This window comes from Curvibacter delicatus NBRC 14919 (assembly GCF_001592265.1).
GTDB classification, from domain to species: domain Bacteria; phylum Pseudomonadota; class Gammaproteobacteria; order Burkholderiales; family Burkholderiaceae_C; genus Hylemonella; species Hylemonella delicata.
In genome coordinates, this window is sequence record NZ_BCWP01000021.1 from 36830 (window position 1) to 53345 (window position 16516).

Genomic DNA, 16516 nt, shown 5'->3' on the forward strand with positions numbered 1-16516 from the left:
ATTGTAGTTGGGTCGCCTAGGAATGGGCGTCGCAGCCTCAAGGTAAACCCCAATCGCTAGAATCTGGCACCTGGCGAAACTAGAAGACCCATGAAACTGATCGGATCCAACACCAGTCCTTACGCGCGCAAAGTGCGCATCGTGATGGCTGAAAAAAAGCTTGACTACAACTTCGTGCTCGAAGACGTGTGGTCAGACCAGACCACCATCAAGGATTCCAATCCACTGGGCAAAATTCCCTGCCTCATCATGGAAGGTGGCGAGGCGTTGTTTGATTCGCGCGTGATCGTCGAGTACCTCGATACCCTGTCGCCAGTGGGCAAGCTGATCCCACCGGTGGGGCGGGAGCGGGCGGAAGTCAAGACCTGGGAAGCGCTGGCCGATGGCGTGATGGATGCCGCTTTACTGGCGCGCATGGAGGCCGTGTGGAGCAAGCGCACCGAGGCCCAGCGCAGCCAGGCCTGGATTGACCGTCAGCTCGGCAAGATCAGCGCCAGCCTGGAAGCCATGAGCAAGGGCCTGGGCGACAAGCCGTTTTGCACCGGGATCCACTTGAGCCTGGCGGATATCGCTGTCGGTTGTGCGCTGGCTTATCTGGATTTCCGTTTCCCGCAAATCGGCTGGCGCAACGACCACCCCAGCCTGGTCCGTCTGTTGGAGAAGCTGGAGCAGCGCCCGAGCTTCGCCGAGACCCGGCCACAGTAAGGCAGCGTCGCAAGCCGGCGGTCGGCCGGCACTGTCAAGCCCTTGTCACAGAGGCCGGCTAATCTGGCCAGTCGCCGTGACACATGCCATGCTTTACCCGGAACTGTTCAAACAACTGGAAGCGGTCCGCTGGGACATGGAGCGCGACATTCCCTGGCATCAATACAAGGCCAGCAGCTTGAGCGATGAGCAGGCCCAGACCATCAAGATGAATGCCATCACGGAATGGGCGGCGCTGCCGGCCACCGAGATGTTCTTGCGCGACAACCGGGACGACAGCGATTTCTCGGCCTTCATGTCGATCTGGTTTTTCGAAGAACAGAAGCATGCCTTGGTGTTGATGGAATACCTGCGGCGCTTCCGTCCGGACCTTGTTCCGACCGAGCAGGAGCTGCATGCCATCCGCTTCGAATTTGATCCCGCGCCAGCATTGGAAACCTTGATGCTGCACTTCTGCGGCGAAATCCGGCTCAACCACTGGTATCGCCGTGCCGCCGAGTGGCATACCGAGCCGGTGATCAAGCAGATCTACACCACCCTGAGTCAGGACGAAGCCCGCCATGGCGGGGCTTATCTCCGATACATGCGGCGTGCCATCGCCAGATTCGGCGCCGAAGCCCAGGCGGCTTTTGCCAAGGTCGGTGTGCTCATGGCCAGCGCGCGCCGGACGGCGCAGGCCTTGCATCCGACCAATCTGCACGTCAACAAGACGCTTTTCCCGCGCGACACCATCCAGAGTCGTTTGCCCGATCCGGAATGGCTGGAACACTGGCTGGACACGCAGATCAATTTTGATGCGGTGTGGGAAAACAAGGTGGTTGATCGCATTCTGCACAACATGAGCCTGCTCATGGGGCAGAGTTTCCAGACCGTGCAGGAACTGAACCGCTATCGCAAGGGACTCGCGGCGACGCGGGTGCCGGGGGTCTTACCAGAGGCGGTCTGAGGCAGCGGTCAGTGGCAGCAGCCGTTGCAGATTGATCTGCACCTTGACATCGCGGTGGGGCACGCTGGCTACGATGCGGTAGTCGCGCAGGGCCGTGTCGCGGACGATGGGCTCACCCGTCGGGATGCCGTCGCGGTTGATCAGCACCGCGACCTTGGGCGTGGTGGTGTTGATGCCGCGCTGGATCACGATGGCCACCTCGTTGGTGCTCAGGCGGACGAAAGAGCCCGGCGAGTAAATGCCCACCGCCTTGATGAGGGCGGCGCCAGCCTCATCGACCTGGCGGTTTTCATCAAAATAACTGGCTTGCATCGCGGCGGCCGGCGAGGTCGGCACCCGCGAGGCACGTGGCGCCAGCCGCGCACCAAACATGTCGGCGCGCTGGATCAGGCGGGCCATGCGCAAACCCTCAGACATGCTGGCCAGTGGGCCGGGTGACACCTTGTGGTGGTTGCGGACCGCTTCCAGCCAGACTTGGTCGGTGACGCCCAATTCGGTGAGCAGCTGAGCCGAGCGCGAGGCATGCAGATCGATCTGCTTGCGCTGTTCGGATGTCGGCGCGGCGATCTGCATGGCCAGCCGGTCCTGCAAGTCGGTCATGCCGATGTTCATGGTGAGCGCGGCCCGGCACAGGGTCGACTCCTGCTCACGGCTCCAGTTCAGGACTTCCCGCGCGGCCAGACCGCACATGACGCTGACCAGCATGGCATGGGTGGCGCTGTAGAGCCGGATTTCGCTGGCCGAGAGGTGGAACAGGGCAAACAGCGTGCCGTTGGGGTTGCGTTGCGCATGCCGCCGCAGCTGGTGGTTCAGCCGGTCGAGCCGCTGCAGGAAATTGGGCGAACTGGTGTCGCGCAGCAAGGCATTGACCTGCACTTGCAGATCCAGCCAGTCGGCAGGGCCATCGTCGACTTCCACGCGCGTGGGATCCACGCCGGGCACCACCTTGGTCTTGGCAATCGTACCCAGCGACTTGTTTTCAGTCACCATGTGGTGCAGCCGATTGACATAGGAGCGGTGGTGTTCTGCATCGACAATGTCGACGAAGATCTCGAACCCCTTGCCGATCATCTTTTCCAGTTCGGCCTTGTTGTCGATGACATAGCCTTTGTTGGCCAGCAGCGTGCCCGTGGCATCCCGAAGGGCATAAGGCAGCGGCTCGCCCAGGCGAATCGAATCAAGACTGACGGAGATCAGGCGCATAAGTATGGAATTATGCCGCGACAAGCACGTCTGGATGAGGCGGAATATGGGGCGAATTGCCCGTGTTTTTGCGCTTAGGCCGGGCCTGGTTGGGCAGGTCCGATGCCGTGGAGGCCCTGTTAGGATGCCGCCTATGACAGACCGTTCCGTTGCAGATCTTCCCGAGTTCCTCAACAAACTGTGCCCGCGCGAGGCGTTGCCGGCGCGTCTGGCGACTTTGCCCCGGCCGTTGGTGTTCACCAATGGCGTGTTCGATGTCATGCACCGCGGCCATGCGATCTACCTGGCACAAGCCCGGGCCCTGGGTGCCAGCCTGGTCGTGGCCCTCAATACCGACGCCTCGGCGCGGCGTTTGGGCAAGGGGCCCGATCGTCCGCTGAATAACGAGCAGGATCGTGCCATTCTGGTGGCAGCGCTGGGGGCCGTTGATCTGGTGACCTGGTTCGAGGAGGACACGCCGGAACAGCTGATTGCCGCCATCCGCCCGGACATCCTGGTCAAGGGCGGCGATTACGACATGCGCAAATTGCCGGAGACCGCGCTGGTGGCGTCCTGGGGCGGTCAGGCACTGGCCCTGCCGTTTGTCGAGGGTTATTCCACCACGGCGCTGGTGCGCCGAATCCGCAGCGCGTCCTGAAGCGGGCGAGTCAGCCTCAGGGCGTGCCGAAGACGGCTGCCCACAAGGCCAGGACCGCGTCACGTTCGTTCGCCAGTTCTTGCGGGTCGACCTCGGTCGGCTCTTCATTGAGACGTGCCCGGTGCTGTACCCGCCGCAGTTCGCGATAGGCGTCGGCCGCAGCATCGCCGATGCCGGCGGGCAGCAAGCCGCAGGCCTGTGCCGTCTGCAGCAGGGCAATATTGCCCGCATTGGCGGCCAGTGCCGGGTAGCGGGCAGCCTGTGACAGCACCAGGTACTGCACGGCAAATTCCGCATCAACCATGCCGCCAGGGCTGTGCTTGACGTCGAACTGCATGCCGTGTGCCGGATGCGCGGCGCGCACCTTCTCCCGCATGGCGACGATCTCCTGCCGCAGGGCCTGGGCATCGCGCGGGGCGCAGATCACGGCCTGCCGTACGGCATCGAAGCGCTGGCGCAGATCATCACTGCCGAGCACGAAACGCGCGCGCGTCATGGCCTGGTGTTCCCAGGTCCAGGCCGTGTTGCTGCCGCGCTGCTGCTGGTAGTTGGCGTAGGCCTCGAAAGTCGTGATCAGCAGGCCGGAGTTGCCATTCGGGCGCAGTGCGGTGTCGATCTCGTACAGATCCCCTTCGCCGGTCTTGACCGTCAGCCAGTTGATCAACTTGCGGACCAGGGTGGCATAGACCTCGGGTGCCTGTTCATCGTCGTCTTCGTAGACGAATACGATGTCCAGGTCGCTGCCATAACCCAGTTCCTTGCCGCCCAGTTTGCCGTAGCCGATGATGGCGAACTGATGCTGTTCGCGGTGCTTCTTCTTCAGCCGTTCCCAGCACCAGCGCGTGGTGATGCGCAGAATGACGTCGGCCAGTGCGCTGAGGTCATCGGCCACCTGTTCAACGGTGAGGGCTGCTTCGATGTCGCGCGTCAGGGTGCGGAACACCTCGGCATGGTGGGCGCGGCGCAAGAGGTTGAGCAAAGACTCTTCATCGTCATCACCCGCAGCCTGTAGCGCCTGGCGTCGCATGTCCAGTTCGGCCTCGAAAGCCACGGCATCAAAGCGATCGCTCAGGATGGTGCGGCTGGCCAGCTCATCAATCACGCCCGGGTGCAGCAGCAGGTAACGCGCCGGCCAGCGGGCGGCACCCAGCAGACGCACCAGGCGCTCGTGCACGGCGGGCCGCTCCAGCAGCATGGCCAGGTAGCTTTCGCGTCGCAGCAGCGGCTCCATCCAGTCGATGAGTCGAACCGCCGCTTCCTCACTGGCGCGTCCTTCACGCAGCCACTCGGCGGTGCGGCTGATCAGCCTTACCAGCCGGGCGCGCGACTCTTCGCGCAGCGCCAGCACACGCGGGTGGTTGCGCCAGGCCGCAACGCGTTCGCGCAGCAGAGGTGGCAACTGTTCCAGCAGTTCGTCGAAATCAGGAGCAAGGGCACCGCCGGCTTGTTCGCCCTTGCCGTTGTTGCAGCCTTTGCACGTCTTGTTGCCTTGACCGCCCAGCAAGGTGTCGAACTCCTGTGCCACGATCTCCCGGTGGGTGTCGAGCTGGGTCAGGAATGGACCGGTTCCTTCATAGCCCATGGTGCGCGCGATCCAGAGCAGGTCGTCATCACGCGTTGGCAGCACATGGGTCTGCTGGTCGTCGAGGTACTGGATGCGGTGCTCCACCCGGCGCAGGAACAGATAGGCCTGCGACAAGGCGTCGGCCGTGGCCTGCGGCATGAGCCCGGCGCGCACCAGACGCTGCAGCGCATCAAGCGTGGGTCGCGTGCGCAGTTCGGGGAACTGGCCGCCGCGCACCACCTGCAGCAGCTGGACCGTGAATTCGATTTCGCGGATGCCGCCGCGGGAGAGCTTGACGTCGTTGCTGCGTTCCGGGCGGCCGGCGCTGCGGCGTGCCGAGTGCTCCCGGATCTGCCGGTGCAGTACCCGCAGGGAGTCGAAGACGTTGTAGTCCAGATAGCGCCGGAACACGAACGGAAGCACCATGCTGCGCAGTCCCTGGCCGGAGCCGTCGTGCATGTTGCGGCGCGGCGCAACGATGCGACTCTTGAGCCAGGCGAAACGCTCCCATTCACGTCCCTGCGCATGGAAATACTGCTCCAGGGCGCCGAGCGAGACCGCGGGCGGGCCGGAATTGCCATTCGGGCGCAGTGCCAGGTCAACGCGAAAGACAAAACCGTGCTCGGTGGTGTCGCCGATCAGGCTATAGATGGCGCGCACCGCCTTGGCAAAGTATTCGTGGTTGGAGATGCGTCCGCGTCCTTCCGGGGTGCCGGCCGTTTCGCCGTCCTGGTCGTAGACATAGATCAGGTCGATGTCGCTGGAGACATTGAGTTCGCGCGCACCCAGCTTGCCCATGCCGACGATCCACATCAGCGCCCGTCCGCCTTGCGGTGTGGTCGGCATGCCATGGACTTCGTCCAGCGCTTGCAGCGTCTGGGTGGTCGCAATATCCAGGGCGAACTCCGCCAGATCGGTCATGGCGCGGGTGATGTCATGCAGCTCGGCTTGCTGGTCGCAGTCCAGCGTGACCAGGCGTTCCATGACCAGATGGCGCGTGGTGCGCAAGGCGGTGGCGACATCGGCGCCGCCTTGCTGCAGTGCCTCGAACACCTGCTGCATGCGGTCCTGATCGGGGCGGCCCGGCGGCAGCAGGTGCAGCAGGGACTCATAACGTCGGCGCACGCGCTGGGCGAAGCGGGAGTGGTCCGACAGGGGCGCGGTGCTGAATGGCACCGAAACGTCACCTTGCGTCAAGTCGTTCGCACCGTTGCGGGTCATAATTCCTGTCACGTTTCCGATGTACAAAATGGATGACCTGCCGAGCCGACCTTCGTCATTGCTGAAAATTCTGGCAATTGCCACGCGCGTGGCGCTTTGGCTGTTGCTGGGGGGCTGGCTGGTCATGATCAGCGCCTGGGGGGCGCTGCACCTTTTCATTGTGCCGCGAATTGGCGAACTGCGTCCGCAGCTGGAAACCCGGGCCAGCCAGCTGCTGGGGGTGACCGTGCGCATCGGCGCCATCGAGGCCCGGCCGGATGGCTTGATTCCCTCATTCGAACTGAGCCAGGTGCGCCTGATTGATCCGGCGGGGCATGAGGCCTTGCAGCTGCCGCGGGTGCTGGCGGCCCTGTCGCCGCGCTCGCTCTGGAACTTCGGTTTTGAGCAGATCTATATCGAGAGCCCGCAACTGGACATCCGGCGTGGCGCCGATGGCCGCATCTTCGTGGCCGGTCTGGATCTCTCGAAAGACCAGGGTGCCGACAACCAGGCGCTGGATTGGTTTTTCTCCCAGACCGAGTTCGTCATTCGCGGTGGAACCTTGCAGTGGCGCGATGAGTTGCGCGATATTCCGGCGCTGACGCTGGAACAGGTCGACTTCGTCGTGCGCAATACCGCCCGCAGCCACGCTTTTCGGGTGGATGCGACACCGCCGTCCGCATGGGGGCAGCGCTTCACACTGATGGCCAATTTCCGCCAGCCCTTGTTGTCAGGAAAGGCCGGCGAGTGGCGCAAGTGGGATGGGCAGGTTTTTGCCCAGTTTGACCATGTCGACCTTTCGCAGCTGCGCCGTTATGCCGATCTGGGCACGGATGTGGCCCAGGGCAGCGGCGCGCTCAGGGCCTGGGTGGATGTCAGCCGCAGCCAGGTGACCGGGGCGACGGCCGATGTGGCCCTGTCCAACGTGCAGGCGACCTTGACGCCGAAGCTGGGGGCCTTGTCCCTTCCCTTGCTGACCGGCCGCTTGGGTGGCCGCTTGCTGCAAGGCGGTTTCGAGTTTTCGACCCAGGACCTGCAGTTCGAACTGGACGATGGCTTGCGCTGGCCGGGCGGCAATGTGCGCGTGGTGCATGTGGCGGCCGAAGGCCGTGCGCCGGCACGTGGTGAGCTGCAGGCGGATCGCCTGGATCTGGCGGCTTTGACCCGGATTGCCGATCGCCTGCCCCTGGATGACGCCATGCATGCGGCAGTGACGGCCTATGCGCCCAAGGGTCTGGTCGAGCGGATCCAGGCCAACTGGCAGGGCCCGCTGGAGGCGCCCACCCGCTTTGACGCCAAAGGACGGGTGGTGCGGCTGGAAGTGGCCGCCGGCTCGCCGGCCCCGGCGGATCGCGGCGGGGTGGGTTCGCCCGGCGTGCGTGGTGCGACCATCGATTTCGATGTGAACCAGTCGGGCGGACGGGCCACACTGGCTTTGCAGGACGGCCAGCTGGAGCTGCCCGGCGTGTTCGAGGTGCCGACGCTGGAATTCACCCAGTTGGCGACCGACCTGCAGTGGCAGATCGATGGCCAGCGCATCAGCCTGCAGCTGCCCAATCTGAAATTCAGCAATGCCGATGCACAGGGCGAGGCGCAGATCAAGTGGCAGACCAGCGAGCCCGTGGCGGCCCGCGGGCTCGGCCGTTTCCCCGGTGTGCTGGACCTGCAGGGCAGCATGAGCCGGGCGGACATCTCCCGGGTGCACCGTTATCTGCCGCTGGAGGTGGAGCGTGACGTGCGCGACTACCTGCGTGACGCCCTGGCGCAGGGACGCGCCAGCGGTGTGCGTTACCGCGTCAAGGGGGACTTGAACAACTTCCCGTTTGCCGACCCGAAGCAGGGCGAGTTCCGTGTTTCGGCCAGTGTGCGTGATGCGACCTATGTTTATGTGCCGCGCAGCCTGCAGCCGGCAGGTGCCCTGCCCTGGCCGGCACTGACCCAGGTGGAAGGCGAGTTTCTGATGGAGCACGCCAGTTTGCAGCTCAAGAACGTGAGCGCCCGACTGGCCGGCGCACCGGGGGTGCGCATCAGCCGGACTGATGCGCAGATCCCGAACCTGCTGCACGGTGCGACGGTCGATGTCAGTGCCGAGGCCAAGGGGCCGCTGGGCGAAGTGTTGAGTGTCCTGGTGAATGGCTCGCCGCTGGGCGAAATGACCGGTCATGCGCTCAAGCAGGCCAGCGCCAGCGGCAGCGCCGATTTGCAGCTCAAGCTCAAGCTGCCGGTGATGGATGTGAACAAGACCGGTGTGCAGGGCAAGATCACGCTGGCTGGCAACGATCTGCAGATTGCGCCGGACATTCCCCGCCTGAGCCGCACCCGCGGCGTGGTGCATTTCAGCGAGACAGGTTTTGCCATCAGCGGCGGCCAGGCACGCGCGCTGGGCGGAGAGCTGCGCGCCGAAGGCGGCACCATCCCCGTGCCGGGTGCGGCGACGCGCAGCGGGCCAGCCGTGCTGCGCGTGCAGGGCAATGCGACTGCCGAGGGTCTGCGCCAGGCGCGTGAACTCGGCGCCGTGGCCCGGCTGGCGCAGAAGGCCACGGGCAGCACGAACTATGTGCTTGTGCTGGGCATTCGCCGAGGCGTGCCCGAACTGCAGATCACGAGCAGCCTGCAGGGACTGGCATTGAACCTGCCGGTGCCGCTCAACAAAAGTGCCGAGGCGCCGCTGCCGCTGCGGCTGGAAACGGTGCTCACGCGCGAATCGCAGCAAGCAGGCGCCAACGCGCCTTTGCAGGACCAGTTGACGCTGGAGCTTGGCCGCATCGCTTCGGCGGTTTATGTGCGGGACGTGTCGGGGGCCGAAGCGCGTGTCCTGCGCGGAGCTGTGGGGGTCGGGCTGGCGTCGGGTGAACAGGTGCCCTTGCCGGCTGACGGGGTGGTGGCCAATCTCAACCTGCAAAGCGTGGACGTGGACGCCTGGAATGCAGCCCTGTCCACCCCGGCGTCGCCCACGGCCGGGACTGTCGGCCGTGCGGCCGATGCGGGCCTGGTCAGCATTTACATGCCGACCCGGATGGCGGTGCGTGCCCAAGAGCTGATCGCCACCGGACGCAAACTCAACCAGGTGGTGGCGGGCGGTTCCCGCGATGGCCAGACCTGGCGCGCCAATCTGGATGCCCAGGAACTCAGTGGCTACCTGGAATACCGACAGCCGGTGGGCAACGCCGCCGGCCGGCTGTACGCGCGTCTGGCCCGGCTGGCGCTGGCGCAGTCTTCTGCCAAGGATGTGGAAACGCTGCTCGATGAGCAGCCGGTCAGCATCCCGGCACTGGACATCGTGGTCGATGACATGGAGTTGCGCGGCAAGAAACTCGGCCGGGTCGAAATCGAAGCCGTCAATCGCGGTGTCGGCGCCGTGCCCCGCGATGGCGGTTCGCGCGAGTGGCGACTCAACCGGTTCAACATCATCATGCCGGAAGCGGTCTTCACCGCCACCGGCAATTGGGCCTTGCTCAACGAGCCGGCGGGCCGGCCGGCACCGGGCCGCGCGCAACCCGAGCGACGACGCACGGTGATGAACTTCAAGTTCGAGATAACCGATGCCGGCGAATTGCTGGGCCGTTTCGGCATGAAGGGCGTGATCCGTCGCGGCAAGGGCCGGATGGAAGGCCAGATTGCCTGGGCCGGTTCGCCGCTGGCGCTGGATTACCCGACGCTGGGCGGCGCCTTCAATGTCAATGTGGAAAGCGGCCAGTTCCTCAAGGCCGACCCGGGCATTGCCAAGCTGCTGGGCGTGCTGAGCCTGCAGTCCTTGCCGCGGCGACTGAGCTTGGATTTCCGCGATGTGTTCAGCGAGGGCTTTGCCTTTGACTTCGTGCGCGGCGACATCCGCATCGAGCAGGGCATTGCCAGCACCAACAACCTGCAGATGAAGGGCGTGAATGCGGCCGTGCTGATGGATGGACGCGCTGACATCGCACGCGAGACGCAGGACATCAAGGTCGTCGTCGTGCCGGAGATCAATGCCGGCACGGCCTCGCTCATTGCCGGCTGGATCAACCCGGCGGTGGGCCTGGGCTCCTTCCTGGCCCAACTGGTGCTGCGCCGGCCACTGATCGACTCCGCGACCGAGGAGTTCCAGATCACCGGCAGCTGGACCGACCCCAAGATCACCCGCACCGATGCACCGGCGGCCGGCAAGGGCGACAGCAAAAGCGAGGCCGGGCGATGAAGGTGGCGGCAATCCAGATGGTCTCGGGTACGCAATGGCAGGCCAACCTGCGGCGCGCCCAGGCGCTGATGCAACAGGCGGCCGACGACGGGGCCGAACTCGTGGTCTTGCCCGAGTATTTCTGCCTGCTCGGGGCACAGGACACCGACAAGCTGGCCATCCAGGAAGTGCCGGGAGACGGGCCCATCCAGCGGTTTCTGGCCGAGTCGGCGCATGCGCTGGGCCTGTGGATCGTGGGCGGTACCCTGCCCCTGTCGGTATCGCCGGATGCGCCGGCGGAGGCGGCAGGCCGCGTCTACAACAGCACGCTGGTCTATTCGCCGCAGGGTGATTGCGTGGCGCGTTACGACAAGATCCACCTGTTCTGTTTCGACAATGGCCGCGAACGCTACGACGAGTCACGCGTCCTGCTCAGTGGTACGCAGCCCGTCACCTTCGACCTGCCGTCGCGCGACGGCCATCGCTGGCGCCTGGGGCTGAGTGTCTGCTACGACCTGCGCTTTCCCGAGCTCTACCGTGCTTACGCCCAGGCCGGTGCCGATCTGCTGCTGGTGCCGAGTGCCTTCACGCACACCACAGGCCAGGCGCACTGGGAGGTGCTGCTGCGTTCGCGGGCGGTGGAAAACCTGGCCTTCGTGCTGGCCGCCGCACAAGGCGGTTTGCATGACAACGGCCGCCGCACCTGGGGCCACTCGATGCTGGTTGATCCCTGGGGACAGGTGCTGGCCGAACGGGCCGAGGGCGAGGCCGTGGTGCTGGCTGACTTGCTGCCCGAGTTGCTGCAGCAACGCCGCCTGCAGCTGCCGGCGCTGGAGCACCGCGTCCTGTGAGTGCTGAACGCGTGGAAACGGACCGTCTGCCTGCCTGGCGCCGGCGGACCCTGTGGTCGGCGCTGACGGCCCTGGTCGTGGCCCTGCTGGTTACGCTGGTCTGGCTGGCCGGACGCTACGAGGCCAGCCAGGTGCAAAGCCGCCTCGAGCGCGATACCGCGGATGCGGTGGGTGACATCCGCGCGGCGCTGTCGCACAACGTGCAGAGCCTGCAGGCCCTGCAGTTCAACGATCCGACGCCAGCGGCCTGGTCCATGGCGGCCGCGGCGCTGTTGCGGGAGCACCGCGAACTGGTGCGCATCGAGTGGCGCGACAGCAACCACAGGACCCGCTTGTTTGCCGACACGCCATACCGTCCGGCCTTGTTCGACCGCCTGGGCCGCGACAGCGTTCAGACCGAGGTCCGCCAGACCTGCACGACCGCGCGCCGGCTGAGTGCGCCGGCCTATTCCAGCAGTTACTTCGTGCCCTTGACCGACGGCCTGGGCATCGAGGTCATGGAACTGTGCATGCCGCTGTTGACCACCGGTGTGGTGATGGGCTATCTGGTGGCCACCTATTCGCTGCAGGACGTGCTGGATGACCTGGTGGGGCGGCAGCTCACGCGCAGCCAGGAGGTGTCGTTCACCGAGGGCGATGGCACCCGCCTGGCGGTGCGTGGCACGGCGCGGCGCGCCAACCGCGTCTTCACCGCCCACCACCTGCTCGACCTGCCCGGTACCACCCTGGTGCTGCGCATGGACAGCTGGCGCGGCGCGCCCGACCTGTTCCCCAATGTGCTGACCGCGCTGGTGACGGCGATGTCGATCGCCCTGGTTTCGATCCTGGTGCTGCTCAGCAAGGACATGCGCCGGCGGCTGAAGGCCGAACGTGACCTGGCCGACGCCTTGGCCTTTCGCAAGGCGATGGAGGATTCGCTGGTGACCGGGCTGCGCGCGCGTGACCTGCACGGGCGCATCACCTACGTGAACCCGGCCTTTTGCCAGATGGTCGGCTTCACGGCGGACGAACTGCTGGGCCAGAGCGTTCATGCGCCCTACTGGCCGCCGGAGCTGGCCGACGAGTACATGAAACGCCAGGCCATCCGGCTGGCCGGTACATCGCCGCCGCGGGAGGGGTTCGAGTCGGTGTTCATGCACAAGGACGGCACGCGCTTTCCGGTGCTCATCATCGAAGCGCCGCTGATCAATGCGCAGGGCGCGCAGACCGGCTGGATGAGCGCCTTCCTCGACATCCGTGAGCAGCGTCGCGTCGAGGAGCTGTCACGCGCCAGCCAGGAGCGGCTGCAGGCCACGGCGCGCCTGGCCATGGTGGGTGAGATGGCCTCGCTGCTCAGCCACGAACTCAACCAGCCCTTGGCCGCCATGTCCAGCTACGCCACCGGCTCGCTCAACCTGCTGCGTGCCGGCATGCACACGCCGGCCGACATCGAGCTGGCGATGCACCGCATTGCCCAGCAGGCCGAACGTGCCGGCAAGATCATCAAGAGCGTGCACGACTTCGTGCGTCGGCGCGACCAGGCGCGTGAAATGGTGCCGCCGCAGGCCCTGGTCGATGCCATCCTGCCGCTGATCAACCTGCAGGCGCGCAAGCTCGGGGTTCAGGTGCAGATCCAGCTGGCACCGGGTCTGCCCAAGGTGCTGTGCGACCGCACCATGGTCGAGCAGGTGCTGCTCAACCTGGCGCGCAACGGCATGCAGGCCATGGACCGGCCGGACATCCGCCAGCGTGTGCTGACGCTGGCGGTGCGGCAGGAGCGCGGCGATGAGCGCTGGCTGGTGTTTTCCGTGACGGACGTCGGCCCCGGCATCGCGCCGGAAGTCGAGCAGCAGCTGTTCACGCCCTTCTTCACCACCAAGGCCGAAGGCATGGGACTGGGCCTGAGCCTGTGCCGCACCGTGATCGAACAGCATGGTGGCATGCTGGCCTTCGAACCCCATCAGCCTCAGGGGACAGTGTTCAGCTTCACCCTGCCGGCGGGCAACTGACATACCATCACGCCATGCAACCCATGATTGATGTTTCCGTTTTCATCGTCGACGACGATGCCAGCGTGCGTGAGGCGCTGGCCTGGCTGCTGCGCTCGCGCCGTCTGCCCAGCCAGGCTTTCGAGAGCGCTGATGCTTTCTGGCAGATGGTGGAGGGTGGCTGGGAACCCGCGCAGGCTTGTTGTCTGCTGCTCGATGTGCGCATGCCCGGCCTGAGCGGGCTGGCCCTGTTCGAGCGCTTGATCGAGCGCGGACTGCACCAGACCATGGCCGGTGATCTTCCTCACCGGCCATGGTGATGTGCCGACTGCTGTCGACGCCGTGAAACGGGGCGCTTTCGATTTCTGTGAGAAACCGTTTTCAGACAACGCCTTGGTCGACCGCATTGAGCAGGCGCTGGTGCAGTCAGCGACCTTTGTGCAGGCGCGCCGGGAAGTGGCGCAGCTGCGTCAGCGCCTGGGCGAGTTGACCGAGCGCGAACGCGATGTGATGCGTCTGGTGGTCGATGGCCTGCCCAACAAGCGCATTGCCGATCAGCTGGAGATCAGCGTGCGCACGGTGGAAGTGCACCGTGCGCGCGTGTTCGACAAGATGGAGGTCAAGTCCGCGGTGGAGTTGGCCAATCTGCTGCGCGATCTGCAGGGCGGCTGAATTCAATCCTTCCGGTCGGGAGGCGTCTTGTCGGGCTCGTCAGCGCGGGGCTGCTCCGGCAGTTCGCCGTTCTTGCGGCCGGAAAACATGGTCCACCAGACGATCAGCACCAGCAGCGCCAGGGCGCCGAAGGCTTCAAGCAAAATCAGACTCATGAACCGACTCCTGAACTGGGTAACGACAATCGTGATTGTAGGAACGCTGGCCGGCTGCGCCAGCGCACCCTGGCCGCCGGCAGGCCGTGCCCCTGACAGCCGCGCACGGACACCGACCACCGACAGCGCCATGGGCCCGGCCGTGCTGCAGGCCCGCAGCCGCTGGACGCCGGTGGCGTGGAGTGACTTGCCAGGCCTGCAGGAGGACCCGCTGCATGAGGCCTGGAACGCCTGGCTCAAGAGCTGCGAGCGCCCCGGCCCGGTGTTCGCACCGCTGTGCAACGAGGTGCGCCTGCTCAGCATCAGCAGTGTGGAGGAGCAGCGTGCCTGGATGATGGCGCGCCTGCAGCCTTACCGCGTGGAGGCGCTGCAAGGTGGCGATGAGGGCCTGCTGACGGGCTACTACGAGCCCGTGTTGGAGGCGAGCCGCCAGCCCACGGCCGGCTTCAGCGTGCCGCTGTACCAGCCGCCACCCACCTTGGGCCAGCGCAAACCCTGGTACAGCCGGCAGGAGATCGATACCCTGCCCGAAGTACAGGCCTTGCTGCGCGGGCGGACCATCGCCTACCTGGCCGACCCCATTGATGCCCTGACGCTGCAGATCCAGGGCTCGGGCCGTATCCGCATCAGCGAGGCCGATGGCACGCAGCGCCTGGTGCGGCTGGCTTTTGCCGGCTCCAACGACCAGCCCTACCGCAGCGTCGGCCGCTGGCTGCTCGACCAGGGCGCGGTGCGCGACGCTTCCTGGCCCGGCATCAAGGCCTGGCTGGCGGCCAACCCGACGCGCGTCAACGAGCTGCTGTGGAGCAACCCGCGTGTGGTGTTCTTCCGCGAGGAAGCGCTGCCCGAGCTCGACGCCGCCTTCGGCCCGCGCGGTGCGCAGGGCGTGCCGCTGACGCCAGGGCGCTCGATCGCCGTCGACCCCGGCAGCATTCCCTATGGCACGCCGGTCTGGCTCGCCTCCAGCGGCCCGCAGGTGCAGCTGCAAAAGCTGGTGCTGGCGCAGGACACCGGCAGCGCCATCACCGGCGCGGTGCGCGCCGACTACTTTGCTGGCTGGGGCAGTGGCGCGGCGGAGTTGGCCGGGCGCCTCAAACAGCCGCTGCGCCTGTGGGTGCTGTGGCCGAAATGACGGTGGGTGTTGTGGCGGGCAGGGCCTTCAGCGCAGGCTGATGCGCACCTGCACGCGCAACTGCGACTGGCTGGCGTCGCGCGCGCTGTTGCTCAAGCCGCTTTGCTGGCTGTCCTGCGACTGATCGCTTTCGGCAATCGTCATCCATTCATCCAATGGCAGCACGATGGCTGTGCTGGCGCTGGCCGCCTCACCGGCCAAAGGGTTGCGCCCCTGCAGGGTGCTGATCTCCAATTCCACCGCGTCGCCGCCGTCCCAGCGCGGCGTGGCGGCGAAGCCGGTGCCTGCTTGCAGCCAGACCGTGCCCGGCACACTGATCCACCGACCTTGCCGCTGGAACGATTGCAGCAGCCGTAGCGCCACCGTGTTGCGCAGCACGATGGTGGCACGCCGGCCGTTGAGCACCAGCACCTGCTGCTGGGTGTTGCCGCTGCGGCCGGATTGGCTGCTCTGGGCATCCAGCGTGATGGCGGCGCTGGAGTTACCCGGCTGTAAGCGCGCCGTTGTGCTCGCATCAAGACGCTCGCGCGTGCTGCTGTTCTGCTCGACCTGTCGCACTTCGATCTGCAGATTGCGCAACGGCAGGCTGCCGGCAGCGCCGTCGTTGCGCCAATCTGCTCCTGAATTGATAGCTGGTTGCGCATGAACGACAAGGGCCAGGGCCGAAAAACATGCCAAGGTCAGGGTGCGGATGCGGTTCATCGTTTGCTCCGGGTGCTGGGGCGTGACGGGGGTGGCGCGATGGCCTTGGGGGCGCTTTGTGCCTGCAGATGCCCGAGTGGCAAGGTGCTGCTGGCCTTGACTTCGCCGAGCGAGAAGCTGGTGTGCAGGTCCTTCACGTTGGGCAGGTTGATCAGGCTCTGCAGCGCAAAGCGCGAGAAGCTGTCGAGGTCCTGCGCCACCACCTGCAGCTCGAAGGTGCCGGTGCCGCTGATGTAGTGGCAGGAGATGACTTCCGGCAGTTTCTTGATGGCTTCTTCCAGCACACGGGTGGCGTCGCCGGTGTTGCGCTCGGCATCCAGCCGCACGAAGGCCAGCACACCGAGGCCGATCTTCTGGCGGTCGATCTCGGCCCGGTAACCCTTGATGAAACCGTTGGTTTCCAGCGCGCGCACGCGGCGCCAGCACGGCGCGGCTGACAGGCCCACGCGCGTGGCCAGTTCGGCATTCGTCAGGCGCGCATCGGCTTGCAGTTCGTTCAGGATGGCCAGGTCGAATTTGTCGAGTGTTTCCATTTATGCCTGTATTGAGCAATATCCTTTCTTAGGATAGCCTAAATTGGGCAAAGAAAGCAAAGACTTATCCGGGCTGTCGGCATACACTTTCCTCGC

12 protein-coding genes and 1 pseudogene are annotated in these 16516 nt (G+C 65.5%); 8 read left to right on the forward strand and 5 right to left on the reverse strand.

The window, feature by feature from the left end; genetic code table 11:
- Nucleotides 1-90 precede the first annotated feature (90 nt).
- Both CDE01S_RS11180 and CDE01S_RS11185 read left to right on the forward strand, forming a co-directional pair.
- A complete protein-coding gene (locus tag CDE01S_RS11180) occupies nt 91-705 on the forward strand; it encodes a glutathione S-transferase N-terminal domain-containing protein (RefSeq protein ID WP_066707177.1) in 615 nt (204 codons plus the stop codon).
- Nucleotides 706-793: 88 nt separating this feature from the next.
- On the forward strand, nt 794-1651 hold the full coding sequence (locus tag CDE01S_RS11185) for a ferritin family protein (protein ID WP_066707180.1): 858 nt from the start codon (nt 794-796) through the stop codon (nt 1649-1651).
- Here CDE01S_RS11185 and CDE01S_RS11190 read toward each other — a convergent pair.
- A complete protein-coding gene (locus tag CDE01S_RS11190; protein WP_066707183.1) occupies nt 1634-2854 on the reverse strand; it encodes an HD-GYP domain-containing protein in 1221 nt (406 codons plus the stop codon). The two genes, CDE01S_RS11185 and CDE01S_RS11190, sit on opposite strands and share 18 nt — an antisense overlap.
- A gap of 133 nt (nt 2855-2987) precedes the next feature.
- Between CDE01S_RS11190 and rfaE2 the strand changes: the two genes are divergently transcribed.
- The gene (gene rfaE2 / locus CDE01S_RS11195) at nt 2988-3491 is read left to right on the forward strand and encodes a D-glycero-beta-D-manno-heptose 1-phosphate adenylyltransferase (protein WP_066707186.1); all 504 of its coding nucleotides are present in this window, start codon (nt 2988-2990) and stop codon (nt 3489-3491) included.
- 16 nt (nt 3492-3507) lie between these two features.
- Here rfaE2 and glnE read toward each other — a convergent pair whose 3' ends face one another.
- Nucleotides 3508-6276 carry a bifunctional [glutamate--ammonia ligase]-adenylyl-L-tyrosine phosphorylase/[glutamate--ammonia-ligase] adenylyltransferase gene (gene glnE, locus CDE01S_RS11200; protein WP_066707189.1) on the reverse strand — a complete coding sequence of 923 codons (2769 nt, stop codon included), beginning with the start codon at nt 6274-6276 and terminating at the stop codon, nt 3508-3510.
- Nucleotides 6277-6334: 58 nt separating this feature from the next.
- Here glnE and CDE01S_RS11205 point away from each other — a divergent pair, with 58 nt between their 5' ends.
- The 4 genes and pseudogenes from CDE01S_RS11205 to CDE01S_RS11220 all read left to right on the forward strand — a co-directional run bounded on the left by CDE01S_RS11205 (nt 6335) and on the right by CDE01S_RS11220 (nt 13898).
- The gene (locus CDE01S_RS11205; RefSeq protein WP_245636160.1) at nt 6335-10429 is read left to right on the forward strand and encodes a YhdP family protein; all 4095 of its coding nucleotides are present in this window, start codon (nt 6335-6337) and stop codon (nt 10427-10429) included.
- Nucleotides 10426-11259 carry a carbon-nitrogen hydrolase family protein gene (locus tag CDE01S_RS11210; RefSeq protein ID WP_066707192.1) on the forward strand — a complete coding sequence of 278 codons (834 nt, stop codon included), beginning with the start codon at nt 10426-10428 and terminating at the stop codon, nt 11257-11259. The genes CDE01S_RS11205 and CDE01S_RS11210 overlap by 4 nt, the downstream gene beginning before the upstream one ends.
- Nucleotides 11256-13247: a two-component system sensor histidine kinase NtrB gene (locus CDE01S_RS11215; RefSeq protein WP_218016515.1), complete on the forward strand. Its 1992-nt coding sequence runs from the start codon at nt 11256-11258 to the stop codon at nt 13245-13247. Before CDE01S_RS11210 ends, CDE01S_RS11215 begins: the two co-directional genes overlap by 4 nt.
- Nucleotides 13248-13261: 14 nt before the next feature.
- A pseudogene (locus CDE01S_RS11220) lies at nt 13262-13898 on the forward strand (response regulator transcription factor).
- 2 nt (nt 13899-13900) lie between these two features.
- Here CDE01S_RS11220 and CDE01S_RS18665 read toward each other — a convergent pair.
- Nucleotides 13901-14053, reverse strand: coding sequence for a hypothetical protein (locus CDE01S_RS18665; protein ID WP_169802256.1), 153 nt, complete (start codon nt 14051-14053; stop codon nt 13901-13903).
- On the opposite strand from CDE01S_RS18665, the gene mltA reads away from it, so the two are divergent.
- Nucleotides 14052-15185 (forward strand): murein transglycosylase A, encoded by a 1134-nt coding sequence (gene mltA, locus CDE01S_RS11225; RefSeq protein WP_500778417.1) that lies wholly within the window; start codon nt 14052-14054, stop codon nt 15183-15185. The genes CDE01S_RS18665 and mltA overlap by 2 nt on opposite strands.
- A gap of 27 nt (nt 15186-15212) precedes the next feature.
- On the opposite strand, the gene CDE01S_RS11230 is transcribed toward mltA, so the two are convergent.
- Together CDE01S_RS11230 and CDE01S_RS11235 are read right to left on the reverse strand one after the other, a co-directional pair.
- Nucleotides 15213-15887 (reverse strand): hypothetical protein, encoded by a 675-nt coding sequence (locus CDE01S_RS11230; RefSeq protein WP_066707197.1) that lies wholly within the window; start codon nt 15885-15887, stop codon nt 15213-15215.
- Complete coding sequence (locus CDE01S_RS11235; protein ID WP_066707200.1) at nt 15884-16420, reverse strand: Lrp/AsnC family transcriptional regulator; 537 nt, start codon at nt 16418-16420, stop codon at nt 15884-15886. Before CDE01S_RS11235 ends, CDE01S_RS11230 begins: the two co-directional genes overlap by 4 nt.
- Between the last annotated feature and the right edge of the window lie 96 nt (nt 16421-16516).